Here is a 23,718-nt window from a genome sequence, read left to right as displayed (position 1 = left end):
TAGCGTCTTTTAATGCTCTTGTCGCGTTGCGAGACAGCGCCCGCAATCACTCGTCCTTGCCCGGCGAAGCGTGGTGATGCATTCTGCGCTCATGAGGAGACTTCTTGTTGTGCTGTTTCTGCTCTGTCCCGGTTTTGCAGCCGCGGATCAGGCCTTTTATCCCGCGAAATCCGGCAAGGCGGATGCGCGGGTGCTGACGGTTTATTCCTCGCTCGACGAGCCTCTCGCCCAGCCGATGATCCATGGCTTTCAGGAAGCCAATCCGGATGTCGCCGTGCGTTATGAAGACATGCTGACGGGCGAGATCTACGACCGGATCGTGCAGGAGACGGATGCCGGGAAGAAAACGGCGGATTTCGCCTTTTCATCGGCGATGGACCTGCAGGTCAAGCTCTCCAACGACGGCTATGCGCAGGTCAGCAATCTGCCGATGAGCGGACAATGGCCGAAATGGGCAAACTGGCGCAACACGGCCTATGCACTCACCTTCGAGCCGGCCGTCTTCGTCTATCACAAGCCGAGCTTCTTGCATGAACCGGTGCCAAGTTCACGGGCGGAATTCGTCGATTACCTGAAGCGCAAAGGCAACGCGGTTTACGGCCGCATCGGCACCTATGACATCGAACGCTCCGGCGTCGGCTTTCTGTTCATGGCGCGCGACCAGGAGCAGTTCGGGGACATCTGGTCGGTGATCCGGGCGATGGGGGCTGCGGGCGTCAAGCTCTATTCGACGAGTTCGGCGATCCTGGAGAGGGTAGCCGACGGGCGCTTCGTGCTCGGCTACAACATTCTAGGCTCCTATGCGGCGGACTGGGCGTCGCGCCACCGCGATGTCGGCATCGTGCTGCCGAAGGATTATACGGTCGTGATGTCGCGCATCGGGCTGGTGCCGCAGGCTGCCGCGGAGCCGGAACTCGGGCGGCAATATCTCACCTTCTTCATGTCGAAGGAAGGACAGACGATCATGGCCCGAAAACTGCAGATCCCGGCGGTCAGCCCCGAGGTTGCGGGCGACAATACGGCTAACACCCTGCAGGAGCTTCTCGGTGCCCAGCTCAGGCCCGTTCCGGTCAGCCCGGGCCTGATGGTCTATCTCGACCAGGTCAAGCGCGCGCGGCTGATCGCCCATTGGAACGAGGTGCTGCGGACACAGTAGGTGGATAGCGTTCGCACCTACCTGCTTTATTGGGGTGGATTTGGGATGCACGCCACCGGCATAACCGGGCGCTCATGCCCGAATTACGGCAAAAAAGTGGCCTTGGCGCTGGATATCCTGCCGATGTCAGCTAAATGACAGCTTGATGTGGTGCGGTTCTGGTACTTCTCTTCGTGGAGGCGGAGAGTAGACGTTTCGGGAGGAGTCTCCGTCGCTATTGCGGACGATCAAAGTCCGCTGCCCGGCAACGCTTCTCGATTCCCTTGAGAACAATACGCGGCGCTCACCGCGATCACGGAGGACACATCGTGAAGCATACTTTCCTTGCTACGCTTTTCGCAGCCGCTATCGCGCTGCCGGCCTATTCGGCCGATTACACCATCATGGCGCCTGCCGCACCCGGCGGCGGTTGGGATCAGACGGCCCGCTCGCTGCAGACCGTCATGCAGAAGGAAGGCATCTCTGGCAATGTTCAGGTTCAGAACGTTCCGGGCGCCGGCGGCACCATCGGTCTGGCGCAGTTCGCCAGCCAGAATAACGGCAACCCGAACGCACTGATCGTTGGCGGCTATGTCATGGTCGGCGCGATTCTCACCAACCAGTCGCCTGTCACGCTGAAGGACGTCACACCGATCGCTCGCCTGACCGGCGAGTATGAGGCCATCGTCGTTCCGGCATCGTCCGACATCAAGACGATGGGTGACCTCGTTGCCAAGCTGAAGGCTGATCCGGGTTCGGTGTCCTGGGGCGGCGGCTCGGCCGGCGGTACCGACCATATCGCGGTCGGTCTCATCGCGAAGGCCTCCGGCGTCGATCCGACGAAGATCAACTATGTCGCCTTCTCGGGCGGCGGTGAGGCGCTTGCCGCTATCCTCGGCGGACAGGTGACGGCCGGCATTTCGGGCTATGGTGAGTTCGAATCGCAGGTGAAGGCCGGGCAGCTCCGCCTGCTCGCCGTCTCGAGCGATAAGCGCATTGACGGTGTCGACGCTCCGACGCTGAAGGAATCTGGCGTCGATGTCAGCGTGCAGAACTGGCGGATGGTCGCCGCCGCTCCCGGCCTGACGCCTGAGCAGACGGCTGCCGTCACCGCTGATTTCGACAAGCTTTCCAAGTCGGCAGGCTGGCAGGAAATCCTAAAGACGAAGGGCTGGGCCGACACATACCTCGCCGGCGATGCCTTCAAGGCGCAGCTCGAGAAGGACGTCTCCGCAACCGAAGGCATCCTCAAAGAGATCGGGCTTGTTAAATGAGCAGGGGCAACGCACCCTTGGCAACGAAGCGTCGCCCGGATTGGGCGGCGCTGATCATTGCTATCTGTCTTTTCGTCGTTGCGGCCGTCATGCTTTGGGACGCCACGCATATGAGAGCGATCGCCCAATATGCTCGCATCGGGCCGGCTACCGCGCCCAAGGTCGTGGCGTTCGGGTTGATCGGCCTCGGCATCTGGACCGTCTTCGAGGCGTTGCGCAATGAGTTTCCCGAGCGAGAACATCAGGAAGTCGCTCCCGTCATCTGGATTGTTGCCGGGCTTGCAGCGCAAATGCTGCTTCTGAAGACGGCCGGCTTCTCGATTGCCACAGGCATTCTCTTTGCCTTCACGGCGCGCGGTTTTGGGCGTCGCAAGCTGTGGCTCTCGATCCCGGCGGGTATCGTCTTCAGCTTCGTCGTCTGGATCATTTTCTCGCAGCTGCTGCAGCTGACGCTGCCTGCCGGACCGTTCGAGAGACTCTTCTTCTAGGATTGGATGCGATGAGCACCTTCGAATTCCTCTTCCAGGGCATCCTGGTCGCCATGCAGCCGATGAACCTTCTTTACGCGTTCGTCGGTGTCACGCTTGGCACTGCGGTCGGCGTTTTGCCGGGCATCGGCCCGGCGCTGACCGTTGCCCTTCTTCTCCCCGTCACCTACAAGCTCGACCCAGCCGGTTCGCTGATCATGTTTGCTGGTATCTACTACGGCGGCATGTATGGCGGCTCGACGACCTCCATCCTGCTCAATACGCCGGGTGAAAGCGCCTCGATCGTGACTGCGCTCGAGGGTAACAAGATGGCGCGCGCGGGTCGCGGCGGTCCGGCGCTGGCGACAGCGGCGATCGGTTCGTTCGTGGCCGGCCTCATAGCCACGCTCGGCCTTGCCTTCATCGCGCCCTACATCGTCAAACTGGCGCTGATCTTCGGGCCGCGTGAATATTTCGCTCTGATGATACTCGCCTTCGTGACCGTTTCGTCCGCTTTCGGCGATTCGGCACTTCGCGGGCTGACGTCGCTTTTCATCGGCTTTGCGCTGGCGATGGTCGGCATCGATCAGCAGACCGGCCAGGCACGTCTTTCCTTCGGCATTCCCGATCTTCTGGACGGCATCGAAGTGACCACGCTTGCCGTTGCCATGTTCGCGATCGGGGAGACGCTCTATATCGCAGCCCAAGGCAATCGCGGCGAGGACAAGGTCGAGGCGGTCAAGGGTTCTCTTTGGATGACGGCCCAGGATTGGGGCCGCTCCTGGAAGGCATGGCTGCGTGGCACCTTGATCGGCTTCCCGATAGGTGCAATGCCGGCTGGCGGTGCCGAAATCGGCACCTTCCTGTCGTACGCGACCGAGAAACGCCTGGCGAAGAACCCCGAAGAATTCGGTCACGGTGCGATCGAAGGCGTAGCAGGCCCGGAGGCGGCAAACAACGCATCGGCAGCCGGTACGCTGGTGCCGCTCCTGACGCTCGGCCTGCCGACGACGGCAACGGCGGCGATCATGCTCGCCGGCTTCCAGCAATACGGCCTGCAACCCGGTCCGCTGCTGTTTGCGAACAATCCGCAGCTCGTATGGGGCCTGATCGCCAGCCTGCTCATCGCCAATGCCATGCTGCTGGTTCTGAACCTGCCGCTGATCGGGCTTTGGGTCCGCCTGCTGACGATCCCGAAGCCCTGGCTTTATGCCGGCATCCTGCTGTTTGCGACGCTTGGTACCATCGGCGCCAATCCCTCGGTGTTCGAGCTCGGCATGCTGCTCGCCTTTGGCGTACTTGGCTATATCATGCGGCTCTTCGGCTATCCGATCGCCCCGGTGGTTGTCGGCTTGATTCTCGGGCCGCTTGCCGAACAGCAGCTCCGCCGGGCGCTTGCTATCAGCCAGGGCGATGTGACGACGCTTGTCACGTCGCCGATCGCAGCCGGGTTGCTGATCGTTGCGGCTGCGGCCTTCATCATCCCGTTGATCTTGAGAATACGCGGCCGCGGCGAAGTTCTGTCGCAACTTGCTGCAAGCGAAGACTAAGCCAAGACTGCTCGAACCCTTTCTTGCGGCCGGCCCTGAACATGAGCCGGCCGCTTGTTTTTGCATGGCAGGCCTGAAATCCCGTCACTTGTGGAGAATGCTGCAGCGCATCATGTATGAGGCGTCAATAATGAAGCCAAAGCGAGAAAGACAATGTCCTCCTACAGCAAGTCCATTCGGGAAGGTTTCTTCGGCCGTGCCTTCGCTGTCATCGGCGCCGCAAATGCTGTAAGCGCTGCATTCGAAGCGGGTCGCCGTCCAAAGCCCCGGGACCTCAAGGTTCTCGGTATCGCACCGGACGCCTTCGACCATTTCGGCCGCTAGTTTCCCGATTACATCACGCATGAAACAGCCCGCAACCGGTTGGTCGCGGGCTTTATTCTTGTCCGTCAGGCCGCAACGCGTACAAGCGCTGCGGCTTTGGAAATGTCAGGCCTCCAGCCGCTCGCGGGCAGGTGAATGGACTTCGGCCTGCGCCCTCGCTTCCGCTTGCGCACGGGCTTCCTTCCGCTTGTTGTGGCGGATAGAGGACCAGAGCGAGACACCGATAAGCGCTGCACCGCCGAGACCGGTGACGACTTCGGGAATATGGAAGAGGGTCTGGACGTACATGATGATCGCAAGGATCAGGATCGCGTAAAACGCGCCATGCTCCAGGTAGCGGTAATGCGTCAGCGTTCCGTTTTCGACGAGCATGATCGTCATCGAGCGTACATACATCGCGCCGATGCCCAGACCGATGGCGATGATGAAAAGGTTCTGCGTCAGGGCGAAGGCGCCAATGACGCCGTCGAACGAGAAGCTTGCATCCAGAACCTCAAGATAGATGAATGCGCCAAGCCCACCGCGTGCCGCTTCTGCCATGGCCTTTTGCGAAGCGTCCAGCATCGCGCCAATCACTTCGACAACCAAAAATGTGACAAGACCGTAGATCGCGCTGTAGACGAAGGTCGTCGCTTCTTGGCCTTCAAGCAATGAAGCGAAAGTGAGGATCAATAAGAGAACGAAGGCGATTTCGATGCCTTTGACCGTCGCACCGCGCGACATCAGTTTTTCAACAGAGACGATCCAATGGACGTCCTTCTCCGGGTCGAAGAAGTAAGAAAGGCCGACCATCAGAAGAAAGGTTCCGCCAAAGGCGGCGATTGGCAGATGGGCTTCGTTCATGATGCGCGCATATTCAGCCGGTTGCCGGGCGGCGAGGATCACGGCGTCGATCGGGCCGATACTTGCGGCTATCGCCACGATTGCCAGCGGAAAGACGATGCGCATGCCGAAGACGGCAATGATAATGCCCCAGGTCAGGAACCGATGCTGCCAGACAGGCGTCATTTCCTTGAGCTTGTTGGCATTTACGATCGCGTTGTCGAAGGAGAGGGAAATCTCCAGCACGGCCAGAACCGTACAGATAAAGAAGATAGTCGCCATGCCGCTAATCGTGCCGGTGGACTGCCAGCCCAGCAAAGCGCCGAGCGCCAGGCCTACGGCCGTGACGATGAAAGCCCAGCGGAAATAGCCGAGCGTGGATTGATGGCTGATGGGTTGCTTCATGGCCGCACCTCTTTAATGCGGACATCGTTCTTGAAGGATGATGTGAGTGAAAAATGCGGCATATCGTAAGGGATATGCGCGTGAGGCATTGTGAGCTTTTTCATCGAGTGAAAATCCGCCGGCTGTTTGCAGGCGGTACCGACATCACGAGAGCGCCGTAAAAACTCTCGCCAGAGGGGCCCGGCACCAGTGTTTGTCCGGCAGCCGATGCTTTTGCACGGGGGGCAACCATGCGCATCGTTTTGGCCGCGGATCAGCCTTCTAGGTAGTCAACCTGTGGCGCCAGTCAAGCCGGCCGCAGTCTGCGCCGAGGCTTTTCTTTGGAACCATGCGGTCGCCCGCCCGTTAGGCTCTGGTTAAGGCAATGGAATGCCATTGCCGGCGCGACAAAAAAGGAGGGACCATTTATGCAGACTTCGACTCATTCTCCCGACAAGCGTACGGAAGCGGCAGATCGCATGAAGCGGGCAAAGCCGAACCGCATGCAGAAGGTGCAGGTGCTGCCGCCGCACCATGTCGATCTGACGCTGCCGCAGACGCCGATGGACGACATTCATGTTCCGGCTCATGTGACCGGCGGCGATCTTTCAAAAGGCGGTCCAGACCTTGCAACCTCCAAAGGCCGCAAAGGGCGCGCCTTATGATTTTTCAGGCGGCGCGGGAACCGACGTCGGGGCTTTTGCATTTAAGGCCCGGACAAAGTTGTGAGGACTCCATGACGACTAATCTCGTGCCGCAAGACATCTATCTGAAACACGAAAACGAATGGCAGGCTCTTAAAGAGGCCTCCGAGAACGGCATTGATATCCAGAAGCGCGAAGCGGCATCCGGAATTATTGCTCATGGCGAAACCAGCGCGCATGGAGACAAGGACAGTTCAAGAGGGAAGACTGGCTAATTCTCATCGCCGATAAAGCGCGCCCGGCATGCCGGGCGTTTTTTATGAGTCGGTATCGCCTTCCGGCGGCGGCTGCTTTCCGGAATTCCGCTCCAGGCGCTGCTCCATTTTGCCCAGAGCAAAGAGCACGCAGACCGCCGCCGCCGTCGCGAAGAAGGCGACCGGCCAATAGCCGAAGCCCATGGCAAGGCCGATCGCACCTGAGAGCCACATGCCTGCTCCCGTCGTCAAGCCCTTTACCCTGCCTCTGGAAAAGACGATCATGCCCGCGGCCAGAAACGCGACGCCCGCCGTCACCGCCTCGATGACGCGCAGCGGGTCGATGCGGACCTGCTGATCGTTGGCAAAGCCCGGCATATGCACCGATTCGATGGAAATGATGCCGAAAAGCGCTGCCGCAAGACTCACCAGAATATGGGTCCGCAGACCCGCCGCATGGTTTTGCGCCTCGCGTTCGAAGCCGATGATGCCGCCCAGCACAATCGCGCCGATGAGCCGGGCAAAGATCACCGGGTAATGAATACGGGATTCAGGGAACATGTCGGCAAAAACGATATCCATGGAAAAGGCGCTCCCTTCGGGTAAACATTTCTTCGCGGGGGGCTAACGTCTTCTGCGGCTCTTTGTTCGTCCGTTTCGACGTTGGGGCTCCATGCCAACCTTTCGGAAAGGATTGGGAGGCGATAATCGGCCCATCACGGGATTCGGACCAGATGGCTAGAACTGCACCTCGCGGCCGCCGCCGCAAATCATCCGCAAAATCGAAGGGCAGGGGCCATGGTGGAGCCTTGCCCTGGCTCTTTGCCGGTGTCGTTGCCGCAGGCAGTATCGCGCTTTACGACAACTGGAAGACCGTGCGCCCGATTCTTGCCTCACGGGCGCCGGACACGGCCGCGATTACCGCTGCCATCAAGGCAGACGCGCCGAAAGCGGCTGTTGCCAAGAACGCGCCGAGGCAGGCCATTGCTTCGCAGCCGCAGCGTCCCGTGCCGCCCGAAGCCGTTCCTGTTCCTGCCGCGCAGCCCGTGAAGCTCTCCTCAACGGCGACATCATCCGCCGGCCCGGAAAACGCGCGCGCCGCGTTCGGCTATTGCGGGCAGGGTGAGCATATGAACTGCGTCGGAGACGGTGGGATATTCTGGTACAAGGGCGAGAAGATCCTGGTCGCCGACATGGTAGTGCCGGATGTCGGCGCCGCGCGCTGCGAAGGCGAGCGGAGGATCGGCTTTGCCGCAAAATCGAAGCTGCTCAAATTTCTGAATGCCGGGCCCTTCGTCATGAACGCTGCCGGCAAGCCCGCCAGTTCCGGCGCGCCGCACGTGATTTCGCGCGGCGGCCGCTCCTTGGGCACTCAACTGATTACCGAGGGTCTTGCCCGCAAGCCTGGCGCCCCCGGTGGATGGTGCGCCTGAGGTCTATTTCTGCTTCGGAGCCTTGCCGCTGGTGCGGAAGCTGCCGGTAAAGGCCGTATCCTTGCTTTCCGCGGAGCATTCGATCACGACCGGCTTGCCGCCGTATGGGTTGCCGAATGTGCAGGTGCCTGCCACCTTGACCTGGCCCGTCATCTTCTCGCCCACGCCGGTTGTCACCATCTTGAGCGGAATCCTGGCATTGCCATTAGATGCCGGCTTGATCGCGGTGCCATCGCCCTGGAAGCCAAGCATCTTCCCGCCTGAGGTGAAGATGAAGGTCACCTGGCCGTTCGGCAGTCCCACGCTGGCGAGTTCGCCCTTGCACCCCTTCGTTGCGTCCACGTTGCCAACGACGAGCTTTGCGCATTTGCCTGTAAGCGTCGAAACGCCGGCGCCTGGAAAATTCTGGGAGGCGGCGTTGGCGCCGGAGGCGAAAGCTGCGGCGGAAAGCGCCGCAGCTGCAATCACTGTCAGTCTCATCTGTTCAGGAATCCTGTCATGCTGGTTTACCGGACGGGGGTCGCATGTTTCTGTGTCCGAAATTTGCCGCGCTACAAAGAAAACGGGCCGCTGCAGGGATGGCGGCCCGTTCCGGGAAGCGTGGCCGTCAACAGCGACAGCCGGCCTCTGTATCGTACCTCTTGTTTGCGCGGAGCCTTCGCCCATGCAAACGCTCAGTGGCGCCGGCTGGCGTCCTCGACGGCCCAGCCGAAGCGCCATGCCTCGTAGCGGGCGTACCAGACTTCAAGCTCCCAAGCATCGCGGATCGGCATCAATTCCGGTCGGGACATGGGATTGTCGCTTAAATCGTAGCCGAGGATCCGATCGCGTATTCCGCGCTCCTGCATGTCGAGCAGTTCTTCGATATTCATCGCTTGCCCCTAACCGCCGGCCCCTCAGCCAGCCTTCGAAGGCAAACATTTCTCTTTGTTAATGTCCAGGCCGAAGGCGCCGATTCCCGCTATTCACAGGATTAGCTCGAATGGAGCAATACCTCCTTCGCGATCAAAAAACCCTCCTTCTTCCGGCTTATAAGCACCCGCGGGAAGAGGGAGACTCTTCAAAATGTGTTGTAAAAATATCGTTAAAATGCCCCGTCACATGTTTTTGTTCATCTCCCGTTCAGAAAACGGTTTTGGAAAACCCGGATATGGGTCAAGCTGTCCTTGTTAATAAGGAGATACTGAATGATTCGATTGACCGCGGTGCTGACGTTGTTCTCAGTTTATGCGTTCACGATGTTTTTCATCGCAGCAATCCCTGAGACGCCGAACTTGCAAACCGCAGCAACTCTATCTGAAGACGCCACGCTTACGAAGTAAAGTATTTGATGGGGTTTTGGCTGGCTTGTGTGAGCCGTGTTGGGCAAGGGCGCAATTTTGCGTCGTAACGCACGACTGCTCACGTCCTGGATATCACTCGTCAATCAGCGGTTTGACGAATTCCTCTGTAATTTCAAGAGGATCGAATGGTGGGCGTGACAAGGATCGAACTTGTGACCCCTACGATGTCAACGTAGTGCTCTCCCGCTGAGCTACACGCCCATCCGATGGCGGCGCATAGATCACAAAACCTTGGGAGCCGTCAATAGGCTTTTTTGAAGTTTTGTGACCCGCCGCCCGCAAGCCTTATGCGGCAAGCATTTTGTTCACTTCATCGACGAGATCGCGAAGATGGAAAGGCTTTGAAAGCACCTTTGCATCCTTCGGCGCCTTCGAATCAGGGTTCAGTGCAACGGCTGCAAAACCGGTGATGAACATGACCTTGAGGTCCGGGTCGAGCTCGGTCGCCCGGCGTGCGAGCTCGATGCCATCCATTTCCGGCATGACGATATCGGTCAGGAGCAGGGAGAAGGGCTCTTCCCGAAGCCTGTCATAGGCGCTTGCGCCGTTATCGTAGGAAAGAACCTTGTAACCGGCCTTTTCGAGCGCCTTTACGAGAAAGCGGCGCATGTCGTTGTCGTCTTCGGCGAGCAGTATCTTCTGAGTCATTATCCAGACCGATTGGTGAATAGGTTTTTGGTGGGAGGCGCCAGCTATTTACACTAGACTTTAGCCGGTAAACAACCGGTGAATTGCCTGCCCAAGGCTGTCATCCCCGCTACATAGTATGGACTTGCGGTGAGGCAACTGGCAACATGGGCCAAGCAGCCGTCCTGTGACATGGTTAAGAGGGAAAAAGGTGCCGGAAATTCGCGAGTACGAGCTTTTTGAGATCCGTGAGCCCGTGTCGCAGACCATTCCCTTCGTTTACAATTCTCCCCACAGCGGCCGTATTTATCCACCGGAATTTATCGCCCAGTCGCGGCTCGAAGGCATTTCCATCCGCCGGTCGGAGGATCACTATGTCGACGAGCTCTTTTCAGCCGCCAGCCTGCTTGGCGCGCCTCTGCTTCTCGCCAATTTCCCGCGCGCCTATCTGGATGTGAACCGCGAACCTTACGAGCTCGACCCGCGCATGTTCGATGGCCTGTTGCCGCCTTATGCAAACATCAATTCGCTGCGCGTGGCAGGCGGGCTCGGCACCATTCCGCGCATTGTTGCCGAGAATATGGAAATCTATGCCCGGCGGCTGCCGGTGCAGGAAGGACTCGATCGGGTCGAGAGCATCTACATACCCTACCACGCCGCGCTGCGCCGGCTGATTGCGCGCACCCACGTGCAATTCGGCTTCGGCGTGCTGATCGATTGCCACTCGATGCCGGGCAATGTCCGCGTCGCAGGCAGCAATGCGCGGCCCGACTTCATCATCGGCGACCGGTATGGTACCAGCGCATCGGCCGACCTTTCGCGTACGGCGATCAGTATTCTCGAGGAGATGGGTTTCACCGCCATCCGCAACAAGCCCTATGCCGGCGGCTTCATCACCGAGCATTACGGCCGGCCGGCGCGCGGGCTGCACGCCCTGCAGATCGAGGTGAATCGGGCGATCTACGTGGACGAAGGGACGCTGGAAAAGCACACGGATTTTCCGCTGATTGTCAACGCCGTCACAGGCTTCATGCGGCAGATGGCCAGCTACGTTGACCAGTTTGCAACCGATACGGCGCTTGCTGCAGAATAAGCTCCCGGACAGACGCTCAAAAAAAGAACCGCGCTGTACAGCGCGGCTAAGTCTAGGGAGGAAACACCCAAGGAGGGTATTTACAGTCAGAAGACTGTATGAAGAAGCTACTGCTGCGCTGCACAATTGTCAATCATTATTTTGCAATGCAAAATCTTTAGGCAGATATCGAGAAAATGCCTGGTCGATTTGCATTTGAACGCATTTGCGCTAAGGAATGCGTGCCACACGGCCCAGAAAACGGATCATCCATGCTTCCTGACCGCTCGTTCTTCAATCGCCTGGCGGAAGCCGCCAAGGCCGAGACACTGCCGCGATTCCGATCCGGCCTCGATGTGACGAACAAGCTTTCGAGTGGCTTCGATCCCGTTACCGAGGGCGATCGGGCAGCGGAAGCGGCAATCCGCAAGCTGATTGAAGAGCATTTTCCCAATCATGGCATTCTTGGCGAGGAACACGGAAATGTTGGCCTGGACCGTGATTATGTCTGGGTGATCGATCCTATCGACGGCACGCGGGCCTTCATTTCCGGCGTGCCGGTATGGGGAACGCTGATCGGGCTACAGAAGAACGGCCGGGCGATCATGGGCATGATCGAGCAGCCCTTCACCGGCGAGCGCTATTTCGCGGATCAGAACGGCTCGATCTATTGCGGACCGGAGGGCGAACGGCGCTTGAAAACACGTGACTGCGGCACGCTTTCGAACGCGATCCTCTTCACCACTTCGCCGCATCTCTTCACCGGCTTGGAAATGGAGAAATATCGTGAGATCGAACGCCAGGTCCGGCTCTTCCGCTATGGCACGGATTGCTATGCCTATGCACTTCTCGCGGCCGGCCATGTCGATCTCGTGATCGAAAACGGCCTCAAGCCCTACGATGTCGGCGGGATCATTCCGGTGATCGAAAATGCGGGCGGCATCATCACCACCTGGGACGGCGGGCGGCCGGAAGACGGTGGCTCGATCATCGCCGCCGGCAGCCGTGCTGTTTACGACCAGGCACTTGCGATCCTGCAGCGCTAAGTCGCCATCCGTTTAGACGCCGAACCCTTCGACCTCTTCAGCGGCCTCGGCGTCGCTGCCTGGAATAAACGCATGGAACGCGGCGAGTGCTGCGGCGCGGTAGGCGTCGCGCTCCTGAAAAATCTCGTGCCGCGCGCCATTGATGGGCACGAGCTGGGCTGCGCGGAAATAGCGCGAAAGCCGTTCCTGCGCGATATAGGGCACGACGCCGTCGCGGGTCGGGGCAATGACGATCGTCGGGATGGTAATCGAAAAGAGGTGGCTCGGCATGAGTGCCTTGTCGATCGCCTTGAAGGATTCATGGACCCAGCGTGCGGTCGGCGGGCCGAGCATCAGTTCCGGATGCTCCCTCATCATTGCAATGTTGCGCTCGAAACGCACCTCGTCCGATGTCAGCGGATTGTCCTGGAAAGGAAGCTCCCGTAGCTTGCGGCTCAAGGGCAACGAGCCAAGTCCGAGCGAGCAAGCCGTGGCGGCCAAGCGGCGGATGGTCGATGCGGACGCTGCCTGGCCGATCAGGCCGATGAAGGGCGCGGAAAGCACCATGCGTTCAATGCGTGTTGCAAGATAGGGGGCGGCCGAAAGCGCAATCAGGCCACCGGTCGAATGGCCGAGCAGGTAGAAGGGCAGGCGGGTGTCGGGCAGCACCACCGTTTCCAGAAAGGTGTCGAGGTCTCGCTCGTAATCGGAAAAGCGCCTCACATGGCCATGCTGTCGTTTCTTGATCAGCCGTGGCGAACCGCCCTGGCCACGAAGATCGAAGATCGCAACCCAGAAGCCCTTCGCCGTTAGATCGCGGATCGTCTCGAAATATTTCTCAATGTATTCGTTGCGTCCCTGCAGGATGACGACCGTGCCTTTTGCAACGGGGGCATCGGAGCGGAACACCGCATGGCGCAGCTTCCAGCCGTCATGCGTCTCGAAATAGCCTTCGGTACGGTTTTCCGGGACGGGATTGTCAGGTGTCGAAATAAGGACGCTGTCCATGAGCCGCTGCTTTCGATGCCGCCTTGAGTCTAGGGGATAATGCACGCAGAGGGAAAATCAACTGTTAAGCGCGGAGCGAATAAAAAGAGACCGGCGGGGCGATTTGAGGGGTGCCCGGCGCCGGCCGTAAAATCGGACTGAAGAAGAAGGGACGATGCACTTCAGCCATCGGGCGGTTTAATCCCCCGACAGTTACTACTTCTACAGAGGTGCTGCTGAACGCATGCCGAACCTCGTGTTCATGCCCCGTTCACCTAGTTGCAAAAGGGTCTTGAACTGCCGAAAGTCGATCACCATCTGAATTCTGCGGGTGCCAAACGGGTCCGCTTAACCGTCCCGAAGCTGCCGAATATGGGGTTTCAGGGGCAATTATCGCAACACGTCGCTTCCTTAAGGAGGACATCATGCGTCACGTCGACTTTTCTCCACTTTATCGTTCGACCGTCGGTTTCGACCGTCTCTTCACCATGCTCGACAGCCTGGCTCAGCCGGATCAGGGCAATACCTATCCGCCCTACAATATCGAGCGCACCGGTGAGAACACCTATCGCATCACCATGGCCGTTGCCGGTTTCGACGAAAGCGAAATCTTGATCGAGGCTCAAGCTCACGCACTGACCGTCAAGGGCGTAAAGAGCGAAGACAACGCCGAGGGCAGCGAGTTCCTCTATCGCGGCATTGCCAAGCGCGCCTTCGAGCGCCGCTTTCAGCTCGCCGATCATGTCGAGGTGACCGCCGCTTCGCTGAAGAACGGCCTGCTTCATATCGACCTTCTTCGCAGCATCCCCGAAGCCATGAAGCCGCGCAAGATCGCGATTGCCGCAGAGCCGGTAAGCGCGCCGAAGGCTATCGAGGCTCAGGTCGCCAACTAATCGATCCCCTTCCAGGATAGGAAAAGACAGGCGGCGCTCCGTTGGGGCGCCGCCTTTTTGTTGGCTGCAGATCAGGCTGGGCTCGCAGCCTCTTCGGCTTCCTCTTTTGTTATCCGATGCGCAGCCGCTGCGGCATATTTTTGCGCGATCACCGCGCAGACCATCAGCTGGATCTGATGGAAGAGCATCAGCGGCAGAACGATGGCACCGATCGACTGGCCGGCGAAGATGACGCCTGCCATCGGCACGCCACTTGCCAGGCTCTTCTTCGAGCCGCAGAAGGTGATGGTGATCTCGTCGGCCTTGTTGAAGCCGAGAAGGCGGCTGCCGTGCATGGTGAGCAAAAGGACGATTGCGAGCAGCAACATGTCGAGCAAGACGACGACCCCGATGTCTCTTACTGAGAATGTATGCCACAGGCCCTCGACGACCGCCGTGCTGAAGGCGAGATAGACGACCATCAGGATCGATCCGCGATCGACCGGCATCAGGATTTTCTTCTTCGCGCGGATCCAATTGCCTATCCAGGGCTGCAGGATCTGGCCTGCCACGAAGGGAGCAAGCAATTGCAGCAGGATCTGCTCCAGCGCGTCCCAGGAAAAGCCGCCATGGCCGCCGACGGCAAAGAGCAGGCCGACGAGAAGCGGCGTCAGGAACATGCCGAAGATGTTGGAAGCGGAGGCAGAGCAAATGGCGGCCGGCACATTGCCGCCTGCCATCGAGGTAAAGGCGATCGAGGATTGCACCGTGGATGGCAGGACGCACAGGAAAAGGATGCCGAGGTAAAGCGGCTGCGGCAGGATCGAATCCGGGATGAGGCCGAGCGCCATGCCGAGTAGCGGAAAGATGGCGAATGTCGTCAGAAGGATGACGACGTGCAGCCGCCAGTGCAGGATGCCTGCAATGACGACGTCGCTGGATAGCCGGGCGCCATGCAGGAAGAACAGCAGGGCTATGGCAAGTCCGGTGGCGACGCCGAAATAATCCGCGAAAATGCCGCTTGCCGGAAGCAGCGAGGCAAGAATGACGGTTAAAACGAGCAGGATCGTGAAGGTATCGGGCAAGAAGCGGCGCATGATGCTTCCTCGGCATTTTCAGAATTTCGTTGTTTTGTCACCCATTATGAATCAGGATGCAAGAAATAACAGTTATCGCGAAGTGGGATGTCAATGCTTGATCTGACGCAGTTGCGCAGCTTCGTTGCCGTCGAGCAGATGGGCAGTTTCACGCTCGCCGCAGAGCGTTTGGGTCTCGGTCAATCGACCGTCAGTCAGCACGTCCAGCGGCTGGAAACTTCACTCGGGCGAAGGCTTCTCGCGCGCGACACCCACAAGGTCGTGCTCACCGGAGATGGCGAGGCGCTGCTGTCGCATGCGCGCCTGATGCTTTCGATCGAAGGGCAGGTTCAATCGCTTTTCAAGGAGAGCAGTCTGCGCGGCCGCCTCCGCCTCGGGGTCTCGGAAGATTTTGTGACCAGCCAGCTCCCGGCCGTGCTGGAGGATTTCGTGCGGTCGCATCCATCGGTCGATCTGGAGTTGACAGTCGCGTTGTCGGGTGCGCTTTACGAGATGCAGGACAATGGCGAGATCGATCTTGTGCTTGCCAAACGCCGGCTCGGCGATGCCCGCGGCCGGCTTGTCTATCGCGAGCCGCTGGTCTGGCTGGCGCGCGATCCCGACCATGTGCTCGCACAAGCGCCGCTGCCGCTGATCGCCTTTCCGCCGCCAAGCGTGACGCGCAGTATTGCGCTCGAGGCCCTCAGCCGAATGCAGGTGCCTTGGCGGATCGTCTGCACCTGCGGCAGCCTGAGCGGACTTACGGCCGCGGCGCGGGCAGGAATGGGAGTACTGGTGCAGCCGCGCAGCATGGCCCCTTCGGGATTGAAAGAGATCGGCACGGCAAGGCTGCCGCTGCTGGAGGATGTGGAATTCGTGCTCGTGCCGCGCAAAGGGGCCGATCAGGCGCTGGTGTCGGCGCTTTCGGAGGACATTCTTGGGAAGGTGCGGGGTCTGCGATCGGGCGCACAAAAATAGAAACCCGCCGGGCGGCGGGTTTCGGTTGCTTGCCGATCAAGTTTCGGTTGCCTGCGATCAATAGGGCGAAACGCACTGCCGGCGCGGGCCATAGTATGGCTGGAACGTATTGTCCCAGGCCCTATAGGAGCGATATCGGCTGTAGCACCAGCTCGTATGACCGTTGCCGCCGTAAGCATAGGAGGACGGTGGGCCATAGTAGCCTGGCTGAGCCAACGCACCGCCGACGATCGCGCCGAGCGCCAATCCGCCGATGATTGCGGCCGCGTCGTTGTCATTGTCATAATCGCGGTAGCGGCGGCCATAATATCTGTTGTAGCGATAACCACGAGAACCGCCATAGTATGCGCCGCGATTGCTACGCATACTCTTAAGATAGCGGCGCCTAGCAAAATTGCTCCATCCGCTCCAGTCGCGATCCCGAACCTGCTCTATGTTCGATACGACTTTCGGCTTTTCGAGATTGATCGCAGGAAATGCCTCGGCAGGCGGAACACTGGTCAAGGCAGTCACAGCTGAGATGAGCACGACAGCTAACTTTTTCATGGCTTTTCACCTTTCTAGCTATCAATGAAGTTGTTCCTGAAAAGTTCCAGCAGCAGTGGACGAATTTTAAGCGGCGGTCGCTGTCAGCGGTTAACCGGTTGCCTGCCATTTTAAGCCCCTCTCAACCTTGTCGCTTAGCTATTTGGTTAGATTCCGGCTTCTACGTTAGAAGCCAATCTGGTCGTCGTTCGGGGCAAGAAAGGACGGACCGATGATGTATGGCGCACTATTCGTATCCGGGCTGGTGGCCTGTGTAATGATGATCCTCGTGATCGGGCACGAAGCGGAAAAGGCGGATCACGGTGCCCCGCAATCTGCCGTCTATGGCCATCAGAACTAGGTGCTGCCGGGTTTTATGCCGCCAGGCACTTCAAGAAGCCGTCGACATCGGCTTTTGTCGTGGCGAAGCTGGTGACGAGACGGATCAGCGTCTCGTTGTCGTCGACGAGGTCAGGCGTTGCGGCCGGAATCGGCCACTCGTAGAACGTCGCCCCCCTATGTTCAGCAGTTCTCGCCGCGCCCTTGGTGACGACGGCGAAGACTTCGTTGGAGGCGGTGGGCCAGGCGAGCCTGGCGGTATTGCTGGCGCCGATGCCGCCACGGAGGCCATCGGCCATGCTGTTCGCATGGCGGGCAAGATCGAGCCAGAGATCGTTGTCGAAATACGCGTCGAACTGGGCGGCGATGAAGCGCGACTTGGAGAAGAGCTGTGCCGCACGTTTTCGGATAAAAGGCATCTCTTTGGCCTGATCCGGATGAAAGAAGACGATCGCCTCCGCGCACCAGCACCCGTTCTTGGTGCCACCGAAGGAAAGCATGTCCACCCCGCGTTTCCATGTCGTTTCGGCAGGCGTTGCGCCAAGTGCGACGAGCGCATTCGCGAAGCGGGCGCCGTCCATATGAAGAGCCAGGTTCCGCTTCTTTGCGATGGCTGAAATCTCGCCGATTTCCGGCAACGTGTAGACCGTACCAATCTCGGTTGCCTGGGTGATGGTAACTGCACTGGCGCGGCCGTGATGCACCGCATCCTCAGGGAAGTCTGCTATCTTCGACGAAAGCCTTGCCGGATCGATCTTGCCGGACGCACCGGGCACGGCAACAAGGCGGGCGGAGCCGGAGAAAAATTCCGGTGCCCCGCATTCATCCTCGATGACATGGGCCTCCGAATGACAGAAGGTGATGCCGCCGGGGCGCTGGACGCTGGCGAGCGCAAGGGAATTCGCAGCCGTACCCGTCGCGACAAAGAACACGGAGACTTCACGCTCGAAGACCTCGCAAAAGCGTGCCTCGACTTTTTTATCGAGATCGCCGGTGCCGTATGCGGACGCGAAGCCGGCGGAAGCCGCGAGCAGGCGTTGGGCAATAGATTCATGGGCGCCGGCCCAGTTGTCGGAAGCAAAATTCATGGGAAGAACCGTTAGGAAATGTGGGGTTGGCAAGATCGGCAGGGACATTACGCCAAAGCTTCACGCGATCAAACATCTCAGTCGCAATGCATCACAAAAATTGAATTCCGCAATCAATAAACAAAATAGTGCGGCGCCGTGTAATTTAATTTCGTCATTTTCGTCAGTTTGGCAATCTTCCGTCGCAAATCGACGATTTTTTAATTGCGCGCTCTTGCGGAGCGCATAGGTTTCTGGCATAGAACTGATGAATTAGGACAGTGTTGCTGTCCTATTTTGGCCTTTGCGGCCGAAGAGGCGCCGAAAGCCCTGACCTTTGCAGGGTTTCACGCTATAGTCCCCTTAAGCGCAGCCTTGGCAGCGCTGCGGCGACTGGCAGGCGCGGAGCGCGGCGGCTCGCTTTTGGCGGGCCAACGCGACCGGATCTTCGATAATGCAACAGCGCTGTCACGCGCCGAACCCCGTATCAAGGGACGGCGCGCGACAAAGAGACGCCCGCTCGCGGGCTTTGACAGGAGGGAAAGATGACGAAGACGCCATCCACGGGTTTTGACCAGTTCGCAGCAGCAGACATGCGCGCAACGGCCAATACGCGTAAATCCGCCTCCGGTTTGCCGCGAAAACAGGGTCTCTACGATCCGCGCAACGAGCATGACGCCTGCGGCGTCGGCTTCGTCGCACATATGAAGGGCCAGAAGTCGCACCAGATCGTCAAGGACGGTCTTTTCATCCTCGAAAACCTGACGCACCGCGGTGCCGTCGGTGCTGACCCGCTGATGGGCGATGGCGCCGGTCTTCTCGTGCAGATTCCCGACCGTTTCTTCCGTGAGGAAATGGCAAAGCAGGGCGTCATCCTGCCGAAGGCCGGTGAATACGGCATGGGCCATATCTTCATGCCGCGCGACGAACAGCAGATCGAGCACTTCAAGAAAGTGATCCAGGATGTGATCACCGAGGAGGGCCAGGTCTTCCTCGGCTTCCGCGACGTGCCGGTCGACAACTCCTCGCTCTCCAAGGCGCCGGATATCGCCGCCACCGAACCGCATCATGTTCAGGTCTTCATCGGTGCCGGCGAGGATGCCGCGACGAACGACGAGTTCGAGCGCCGCCTCTTCACGCTCCGCAAGGTGATCTCCAACCGCATCTACGACGAGTTTGAAGGCGAGGAGAGCAACTTCTATCCGGTGTCGCTTTCGTCATCTACCGTCGTCTACAAGGGCATGTTTCTCGCCTATCAGGTCGGAGCTTATTATAAGGACTTGTCGGACCCGCGGTTCGAAAGCGCGGTTGCCCTCGTGCACCAGAGGTTCTCGACCAACACCTTCCCGTCCTGGAAGCTGGCGCACCCCTATCGCATGGTTGCCCACAACGGTGAAATCAACACGCTGCGCGGCAACGTCAACTGGATGGCGGCGCGTCAAGCGTCGGTGTCTTCGCCGCTTTTCGGCGAGGACATCTCCAAGCTCTGGCCGATCTCCTACGAAGGCCAGTCGGACACAGCCTGTTTCGATAACGCACTCGAATTCCTCGTGCGCGGCGGCTATTCGTTGTCGCATGCGGTGATGATGCTGATCCCGGAAGCCTGGGCCGGCAACCAGTCGATGGCGGCCGAGCGCAAGGCATTCTACGAATACCACGCTGCCTTGATGGAGCCATGGGACGGGCCGGCTGCCGTCGCCTTCACCGACGGCAAGCAGATCGGCGCGACGCTCGACCGCAACGGCCTGCGTCCGGCGCGCTATCTCGTCACCAATGATGATCGTGTCATCATGGCGTCGGAAGCGGGTGTGCTGCCGGTTCCGGAAGAAAACATCATCCAGAAGTGGCGCCTGCAGCCCGGCAAGATGCTGCTGATCGATATGGAAGAAGGCCGCATCATCTCGGATGACGAGGTGAAGTCGCAGCTTGCGACACAGCATCCCTACCGCAGCTGGCTCGACCGTACTCAGCTTATCCTGGAAGACCTGAAGCCGGTCGAACCGCGTGCGCTGCGCCGCGATGTTTCGCTGCTCAACCGCCAGCAGGCCTTCGGCTACACAACTGAAGACACGAGAATCCTGATGTCGCCGATGGCGACGACGGGTCAGGAAGCGATCGGCTCGATGGGTACGGATACGCCGATTTCGGCGATGTCCGACAAGTCGAAGCTGCTCTACACCTACTTCAAGCAGAACTTCGCCCAAGTCACGAACCCGCCGATCGATCCGATCCGCGAAGAGCTTGTCATGAGCCTGGTTTCCTTCATCGGGCCGCGGCCGAACATCCTCGACCATACCGGCATGGCGAACGCCAAGCGTCTCGAAGTGCGCCAGCCGATCCTGACCAACGGCGATCTCGAAAAGATCCGCTCGATCGGTCACACGGAAGACCGTTTCGATACCAAGACACTCGACTTCACCTATGATGTCGAGCGTGGTGCCGACGGCATGCCGGATATGCTCGACCGTCTCTGCGAGCGCGCCGAAGCGGCAGTCAAGGGTGGCTACAACATCATCGTGCTTTCCGACCGTCAGATCGGGCCAGATCGCATCGCGATCCCGGCGCTGCTGGCGACCGCTGCCGTCCACCATCACCTGATCCGCAAGGGGCTTCGAACGTCGGTCGGTCTTGTCGTCGAGACCGGCGAGCCGCGCGAAGTGCATCACTTCTGCCTGCTCTCGGGCTATGGTGCTGAAGCGATCAACCCCTATCTCGCCTTCGACACGCTGCTTGACATGCATGCCAAGGGCGAATTTCCGAAGGAAGTGGACGCCAGCGAAATCGTCTACCGCTACATCAAGGCGGTCGGCAAAGGCATCCTCAAGGTCATGTCGAAGATGGGCATCTCGACCTATCAGTCCTATTGCGGTGCGCAGATCTTCGATGCGATCGGACTGCAGTCGGAATTCGTCGACAAGTATTTCTTCGGCACCGCAACGATGATCGAAGGCGTCGGCCTGGAAGAGATCGCCACGGAAACCGTTGCTCGCCATACGGCCGCCTTCGGCCGCGACCCGTTGCTTGCAAGCACGCTCGACATTGGCGGCGAATATGCCTTTCGCATGCGTGGCGAAAGCCATGCCTGGACACCGGACGCTGTTGCAGCCCTTCAGCATGCCGTTCGCGGCAATGCCGAGGATCACTACCGCGAATTCTCCGAAATGGTGAACACCACGGCGCTGCGCATGAACACCATCCGCGGCCTGTTCAAGGTCAAGAGCGCAGATGAGCTCGGCCGTAAGCCGGTATCGATCGACGAGGTCGAACCGGCTGCCGATATCGTCAGGCGCTTCTCGACGGGTGCGATGTCCTTCGGCTCGATCAGCCGCGAGGCGCACACGACGCTCGCAATCGCCATGAACAAGATCGGCGGCAAGTCGAACACCGGTGAAGGCGGCGAAGAGTCCGACCGCTACATGCCGCTGCGCGACGGCTCGATGAACCCGGAACGCTCGGCGATCAAGCAGATCGCTTCGGGACGCTTCGGGGTGACGACCGAATATCTTGTCAATGCCGACGTGCTGCAGATCAAAGTCGCGCAGGGTGCAAAGCCCGGCGAAGGCGGCCAGCTGCCGGGTCACAAGGTCGATGCGACGGTCGCCAAGACCCGTCATTCGACGCCCGGCGTCGGGCTGATTTCGCCGCCGCCGCATCATGACATCTATTCGATCGAAGACCTGGCGCAGCTCATCTACGACCTGAAGAACGTCAACCCGACGTCCGACGTCTCGGTCAAGCTCGTCTCGGAAGTCGGCGTCGGCACGGTCGCCGCCGGTGTTGCCAAGGCGCGCGCCGACCACATCACCGTTGCCGGCTTTGACGGCGGCACGGGTGCGTCGCCGCTCACTTCACTGAAGCATGCCGGCAGCCCTTGGGAAATCGGCCTTGCCGAAACCCAGCAGACGCTGGTGCTGAACGGGCTGCGTTCGCGCGTCGCCCTGCAGGTGGACGGCGGCCTGAAGACCGGCCGCGATGTCATCATCGGCGCGCTGCTGGGCGCCGATGAGTTCGGCTTCGCAACCGCGCCGCTGATTGCCGCGGGCTGCATCATGATGCGCAAGTGCCACCTCAACACCTGTCCGGTAGGGGTTGCGACGCAGGACCCGGTTCTGCGCAAGCGCTTCAAAGGCACACCCGAGCACGTCATCAACTACTTCTTCTTCGTCGCCAACGAAGTGCGCGAAATCCTGGCCTCGCTCGGCTTCACCAAGCTCGACGACATCATCGGTGCCTCGGAACTGCTTGAGAAGGACGAGATGCTGGCGCACTGGAAGGCCAAGGGGCTCGATTTCAGCCGCATCTTCCACAAGGTTGATGCAGCAAAGGCAGAGACTTACTGGACGGCGCGTCAGAAGCACCCGATCGACGACATTCTCGACCGCAAGCTGATCGAAAAGGCCGAGCCTGCGCTCTCCTCGAAGACGCCGGTCGCCATCGAAGTCGATATCAAGAATGTCGACCGTTCGGCGGGCGCCATGCTCTCTGGCGAGGTTGCCAAGCGCTACAACCACCGCGGCCTGAAGGACGACACGATCAACGTCACACTCAAGGGGACAGCCGGTCAGTCGTTCGGTGCCTTCCTCGCGCGCGGTGTCACCTTCACTCTCATCGGCGACGGCAACGACTATGTCGGCAAGGGCCTTTCGGGCGGCAAAATCATCATCCGGCCCCCGGAGAACTCGAGGATCGTCGCTGAAGATTCCATCATCGTCGGAAACACCGTGCTCTACGGTGCGACTGAGGGCGAGTGCTACTTCCGCGGTGTCGCAGGCGAGCGTTTCGCGGTGCGCAACTCAGGCGCCATTGCCGTTGTCGAGGGCGTGGGCGACCACGGCTGCGAATACATGACGGGTGGCGTGGTGGTCGTGCTCGGCGCAACGGGCCGCAACTTTGCGGCCGGCATGTCCGGCGGTGTCGCCTACGTTCTCGACGAGGCCGGCGACTTCGCCAAGCGCTGCAACATGGCGATGGTCGAACTCGAACCGGTTCCGGAAGAGGACGACATGCTGGAGAAGCTGCACCATCACGGCGGCGACCTCATGCACAAGGGACGCGTCGACGTCTCCGGTGACATGACGCGTCACGACGAGGAGCGCCTTTACCAGCTGATCTCCAACCATCTGCACTACACGGGCTCGACCCGCGCCAAGCAGATCCTGGACAACTGGGTCGACTACCGTCCGAAATTCCGCAAGGTCATGCCGGTCGAATACCGTCGTGCGCTCGAGGAAATGGAACGGAGCCGGATGGGAATCGCCGCGGAGTGAGTGCTCTAAATCGCTAGATCGGCCACTGCCCTGACGAGCGGCATGGAGGATGCTGGAAAGAACGATGATGAAAAATCGGTTTTCGCTGCTTCATTCCTTCATCTCTCTGTGCCTCGCCGCCGCAGTTTCCGCCGGAACTTCTTTTGCCGGCGGCGGCCTTGAAACGGAATTCGTAGCCCTGGGCGCAGTCATGGGACTGGCCTACTGGTACTGGGGACCTTCGGGTCTTGGGCTTTAAGATGATGAGGGACGA

General features: G+C 59.7%; 25 protein-coding genes and 1 tRNA gene. 16 read left to right on the top strand and 10 right to left on the bottom strand.

Going from position 1 to position 23,718, the window contains the following annotated elements:
- Nucleotides 1-91 precede the first annotated feature (91 nt).
- The 5 genes from RGR602_RS17325 (at nucleotide 92) to RGR602_RS37300 (ending at nucleotide 4,750) form a co-directional block, all read left to right on the top strand.
- On the top strand, nucleotides 92-1,156 hold the full coding sequence (locus tag RGR602_RS17325) for an ABC transporter substrate-binding protein (RefSeq protein ID WP_052451660.1): 1,065 nt from the start codon (nucleotides 92-94) through the stop codon (nucleotides 1,154-1,156).
- A 308-nt stretch (nucleotides 1,157-1,464) separates the two neighbouring features.
- On the top strand, nucleotides 1,465-2,409 hold the full coding sequence (locus tag RGR602_RS17320) for a Bug family tripartite tricarboxylate transporter substrate binding protein (protein ID WP_039846097.1): 945 nt from the start codon (nucleotides 1,465-1,467) through the stop codon (nucleotides 2,407-2,409).
- Nucleotides 2,406-2,897 (top strand): tripartite tricarboxylate transporter TctB family protein, encoded by a 492-nt coding sequence (locus tag RGR602_RS17315; RefSeq protein WP_022715865.1) that lies wholly within the window; start codon nucleotides 2,406-2,408, stop codon nucleotides 2,895-2,897. The genes RGR602_RS17320 and RGR602_RS17315 overlap by 4 nt, the downstream gene beginning before the upstream one ends.
- Nucleotides 2,898-2,908: 11 nt before the next feature.
- Entirely contained in the window at nucleotides 2,909-4,426 is a 1,518-nt protein-coding gene (locus tag RGR602_RS17310; RefSeq protein ID WP_039846994.1) for a tripartite tricarboxylate transporter permease, read from the top strand.
- 153 nt (nucleotides 4,427-4,579) lie between these two features.
- Nucleotides 4,580-4,750, top strand: coding sequence for a hypothetical protein (locus RGR602_RS37300; protein WP_166677317.1), 171 nt, complete (start codon nucleotides 4,580-4,582; stop codon nucleotides 4,748-4,750).
- A gap of 105 nt (nucleotides 4,751-4,855) precedes the next feature.
- Here RGR602_RS37300 and RGR602_RS17305 read toward each other — a convergent pair whose 3' ends face one another.
- The gene (locus RGR602_RS17305) at nucleotides 4,856-5,977 is read right to left on the bottom strand and encodes a DUF475 domain-containing protein (RefSeq protein ID WP_039846096.1); all 1,122 of its coding nucleotides are present in this window, start codon (nucleotides 5,975-5,977) and stop codon (nucleotides 4,856-4,858) included.
- Nucleotides 5,978-6,384: 407 nt separating this feature from the next.
- On the opposite strand from RGR602_RS17305, the gene RGR602_RS17300 reads away from it, so the two are divergent.
- Both RGR602_RS17300 and RGR602_RS17295 read left to right on the top strand, forming a co-directional pair.
- Entirely contained in the window at nucleotides 6,385-6,621 is a 237-nt protein-coding gene (locus RGR602_RS17300; protein ID WP_039846095.1) for a hypothetical protein, read from the top strand.
- Between the two features lie 71 nt (nucleotides 6,622-6,692).
- Nucleotides 6,693-6,875 (top strand): hypothetical protein, encoded by a 183-nt coding sequence (locus tag RGR602_RS17295; protein ID WP_039846094.1) that lies wholly within the window; start codon nucleotides 6,693-6,695, stop codon nucleotides 6,873-6,875.
- A 42-nt stretch (nucleotides 6,876-6,917) separates the two neighbouring features.
- Here the strand turns inward: RGR602_RS17295 and RGR602_RS17290 are convergent, their stop codons facing one another.
- Complete coding sequence (locus RGR602_RS17290) at nucleotides 6,918-7,436, bottom strand: MgtC/SapB family protein (protein ID WP_039846093.1); 519 nt, start codon at nucleotides 7,434-7,436, stop codon at nucleotides 6,918-6,920.
- Between the two features lie 152 nt (nucleotides 7,437-7,588).
- Between RGR602_RS17290 and RGR602_RS17285 the strand changes: the two genes are divergently transcribed.
- Nucleotides 7,589-8,287, top strand: a complete 699-nt coding sequence (locus RGR602_RS17285) for a hypothetical protein (protein WP_039846092.1) — start codon at nucleotides 7,589-7,591, stop codon at nucleotides 8,285-8,287.
- Nucleotides 8,288-8,290: 3 nt separating this feature from the next.
- Here RGR602_RS17285 and RGR602_RS17280 read toward each other — a convergent pair whose 3' ends face one another.
- Both RGR602_RS17280 and RGR602_RS17275 read right to left on the bottom strand, forming a co-directional pair.
- The gene (locus RGR602_RS17280) at nucleotides 8,291-8,767 is read right to left on the bottom strand and encodes a hypothetical protein (RefSeq protein WP_039846091.1); all 477 of its coding nucleotides are present in this window, start codon (nucleotides 8,765-8,767) and stop codon (nucleotides 8,291-8,293) included.
- Between the two features lie 194 nt (nucleotides 8,768-8,961).
- Nucleotides 8,962-9,159, bottom strand: a complete 198-nt coding sequence (locus RGR602_RS17275) for a CrpP-related protein (protein ID WP_063855995.1) — start codon at nucleotides 9,157-9,159, stop codon at nucleotides 8,962-8,964.
- A 315-nt stretch (nucleotides 9,160-9,474) separates the two neighbouring features.
- On the opposite strand from RGR602_RS17275, the gene RGR602_RS39240 reads away from it, so the two are divergent.
- A complete protein-coding gene (locus RGR602_RS39240; RefSeq protein WP_022715855.1) occupies nucleotides 9,475-9,609 on the top strand; it encodes a hypothetical protein in 135 nt (44 codons plus the stop codon).
- 147 nt (nucleotides 9,610-9,756) lie between these two features.
- Here RGR602_RS39240 and RGR602_RS17270 read toward each other — a convergent pair.
- Both RGR602_RS17270 and cpdR1 read right to left on the bottom strand, forming a co-directional pair.
- Nucleotides 9,757-9,831, bottom strand: a tRNA-Val gene (locus RGR602_RS17270).
- An 84-nt stretch (nucleotides 9,832-9,915) separates the two neighbouring features.
- Nucleotides 9,916-10,278 carry a response regulator CpdR1 gene (gene cpdR1, locus RGR602_RS17265; RefSeq protein ID WP_003542883.1) on the bottom strand — a complete coding sequence of 121 codons (363 nt, stop codon included), beginning with the start codon at nucleotides 10,276-10,278 and terminating at the stop codon, nucleotides 9,916-9,918.
- Between the two features lie 190 nt (nucleotides 10,279-10,468).
- Between cpdR1 and RGR602_RS17260 the strand changes: the two genes are divergently transcribed.
- Complete coding sequence (locus RGR602_RS17260; RefSeq protein ID WP_039846090.1) at nucleotides 10,469-11,350, top strand: N-formylglutamate amidohydrolase; 882 nt, start codon at nucleotides 10,469-10,471, stop codon at nucleotides 11,348-11,350.
- Nucleotides 11,351-11,601: 251 nt separating this feature from the next.
- Nucleotides 11,602-12,375: a histidinol-phosphatase gene (gene hisN, locus RGR602_RS17255; protein WP_039846089.1), complete on the top strand. Its 774-nt coding sequence runs from the start codon at nucleotides 11,602-11,604 to the stop codon at nucleotides 12,373-12,375.
- Nucleotides 12,376-12,387: 12 nt separating this feature from the next.
- On the opposite strand, the gene RGR602_RS17250 is transcribed toward hisN, so the two are convergent.
- Complete coding sequence (locus RGR602_RS17250; protein ID WP_039846088.1) at nucleotides 12,388-13,362, bottom strand: alpha/beta fold hydrolase; 975 nt, start codon at nucleotides 13,360-13,362, stop codon at nucleotides 12,388-12,390.
- A 404-nt stretch (nucleotides 13,363-13,766) separates the two neighbouring features.
- Between RGR602_RS17250 and RGR602_RS17245 the strand changes: the two genes are divergently transcribed.
- Nucleotides 13,767-14,234: an Hsp20 family protein gene (locus RGR602_RS17245; RefSeq protein ID WP_039846087.1), complete on the top strand. Its 468-nt coding sequence runs from the start codon at nucleotides 13,767-13,769 to the stop codon at nucleotides 14,232-14,234.
- A gap of 71 nt (nucleotides 14,235-14,305) precedes the next feature.
- Here RGR602_RS17245 and RGR602_RS17240 read toward each other — a convergent pair whose 3' ends face one another.
- A complete protein-coding gene (locus RGR602_RS17240) occupies nucleotides 14,306-15,310 on the bottom strand; it encodes a bile acid:sodium symporter family protein (protein WP_039846086.1) in 1,005 nt (334 codons plus the stop codon).
- Between the two features lie 93 nt (nucleotides 15,311-15,403).
- Here RGR602_RS17240 and RGR602_RS17235 point away from each other — a divergent pair, with 93 nt between their 5' ends.
- Nucleotides 15,404-16,267, top strand: a complete 864-nt coding sequence (locus RGR602_RS17235) for a LysR family transcriptional regulator (protein ID WP_039846992.1) — start codon at nucleotides 15,404-15,406, stop codon at nucleotides 16,265-16,267.
- A gap of 57 nt (nucleotides 16,268-16,324) precedes the next feature.
- On the opposite strand, the gene RGR602_RS17230 is transcribed toward RGR602_RS17235, so the two are convergent.
- The gene (locus tag RGR602_RS17230) at nucleotides 16,325-16,813 is read right to left on the bottom strand and encodes a BA14K family protein (RefSeq protein ID WP_039846085.1); all 489 of its coding nucleotides are present in this window, start codon (nucleotides 16,811-16,813) and stop codon (nucleotides 16,325-16,327) included.
- Nucleotides 16,814-17,024: 211 nt separating this feature from the next.
- On the opposite strand from RGR602_RS17230, the gene RGR602_RS39235 reads away from it, so the two are divergent.
- On the top strand, nucleotides 17,025-17,153 hold the full coding sequence (locus RGR602_RS39235) for a hypothetical protein (RefSeq protein WP_267285075.1): 129 nt from the start codon (nucleotides 17,025-17,027) through the stop codon (nucleotides 17,151-17,153).
- 13 nt (nucleotides 17,154-17,166) lie between these two features.
- Here the strand turns inward: RGR602_RS39235 and RGR602_RS17225 are convergent, their stop codons facing one another.
- On the bottom strand, nucleotides 17,167-18,219 hold the full coding sequence (locus RGR602_RS17225; protein ID WP_039846991.1) for a threonine aldolase family protein: 1,053 nt from the start codon (nucleotides 18,217-18,219) through the stop codon (nucleotides 17,167-17,169).
- A 524-nt stretch (nucleotides 18,220-18,743) separates the two neighbouring features.
- Between RGR602_RS17225 and gltB the strand changes: the two genes are divergently transcribed.
- Nucleotides 18,744-23,465, top strand: a complete 4,722-nt coding sequence (gene gltB, locus RGR602_RS17220) for a glutamate synthase large subunit (RefSeq protein WP_039846084.1) — start codon at nucleotides 18,744-18,746, stop codon at nucleotides 23,463-23,465.
- Between the two features lie 64 nt (nucleotides 23,466-23,529).
- A complete protein-coding gene (locus RGR602_RS37295; RefSeq protein WP_166677315.1) occupies nucleotides 23,530-23,703 on the top strand; it encodes a hypothetical protein in 174 nt (57 codons plus the stop codon).
- Nucleotides 23,704-23,718 lie beyond the last annotated feature (15 nt).

This window comes from Rhizobium gallicum bv. gallicum R602sp (genome assembly GCF_000816845.1).
In the GTDB taxonomy this organism is placed as follows: domain Bacteria; phylum Pseudomonadota; class Alphaproteobacteria; order Rhizobiales; family Rhizobiaceae; genus Rhizobium; species Rhizobium gallicum.
Note: the sequence above shows the minus strand (reverse complement) of the source record. Positions and strands in the feature narration are given on the sequence as shown.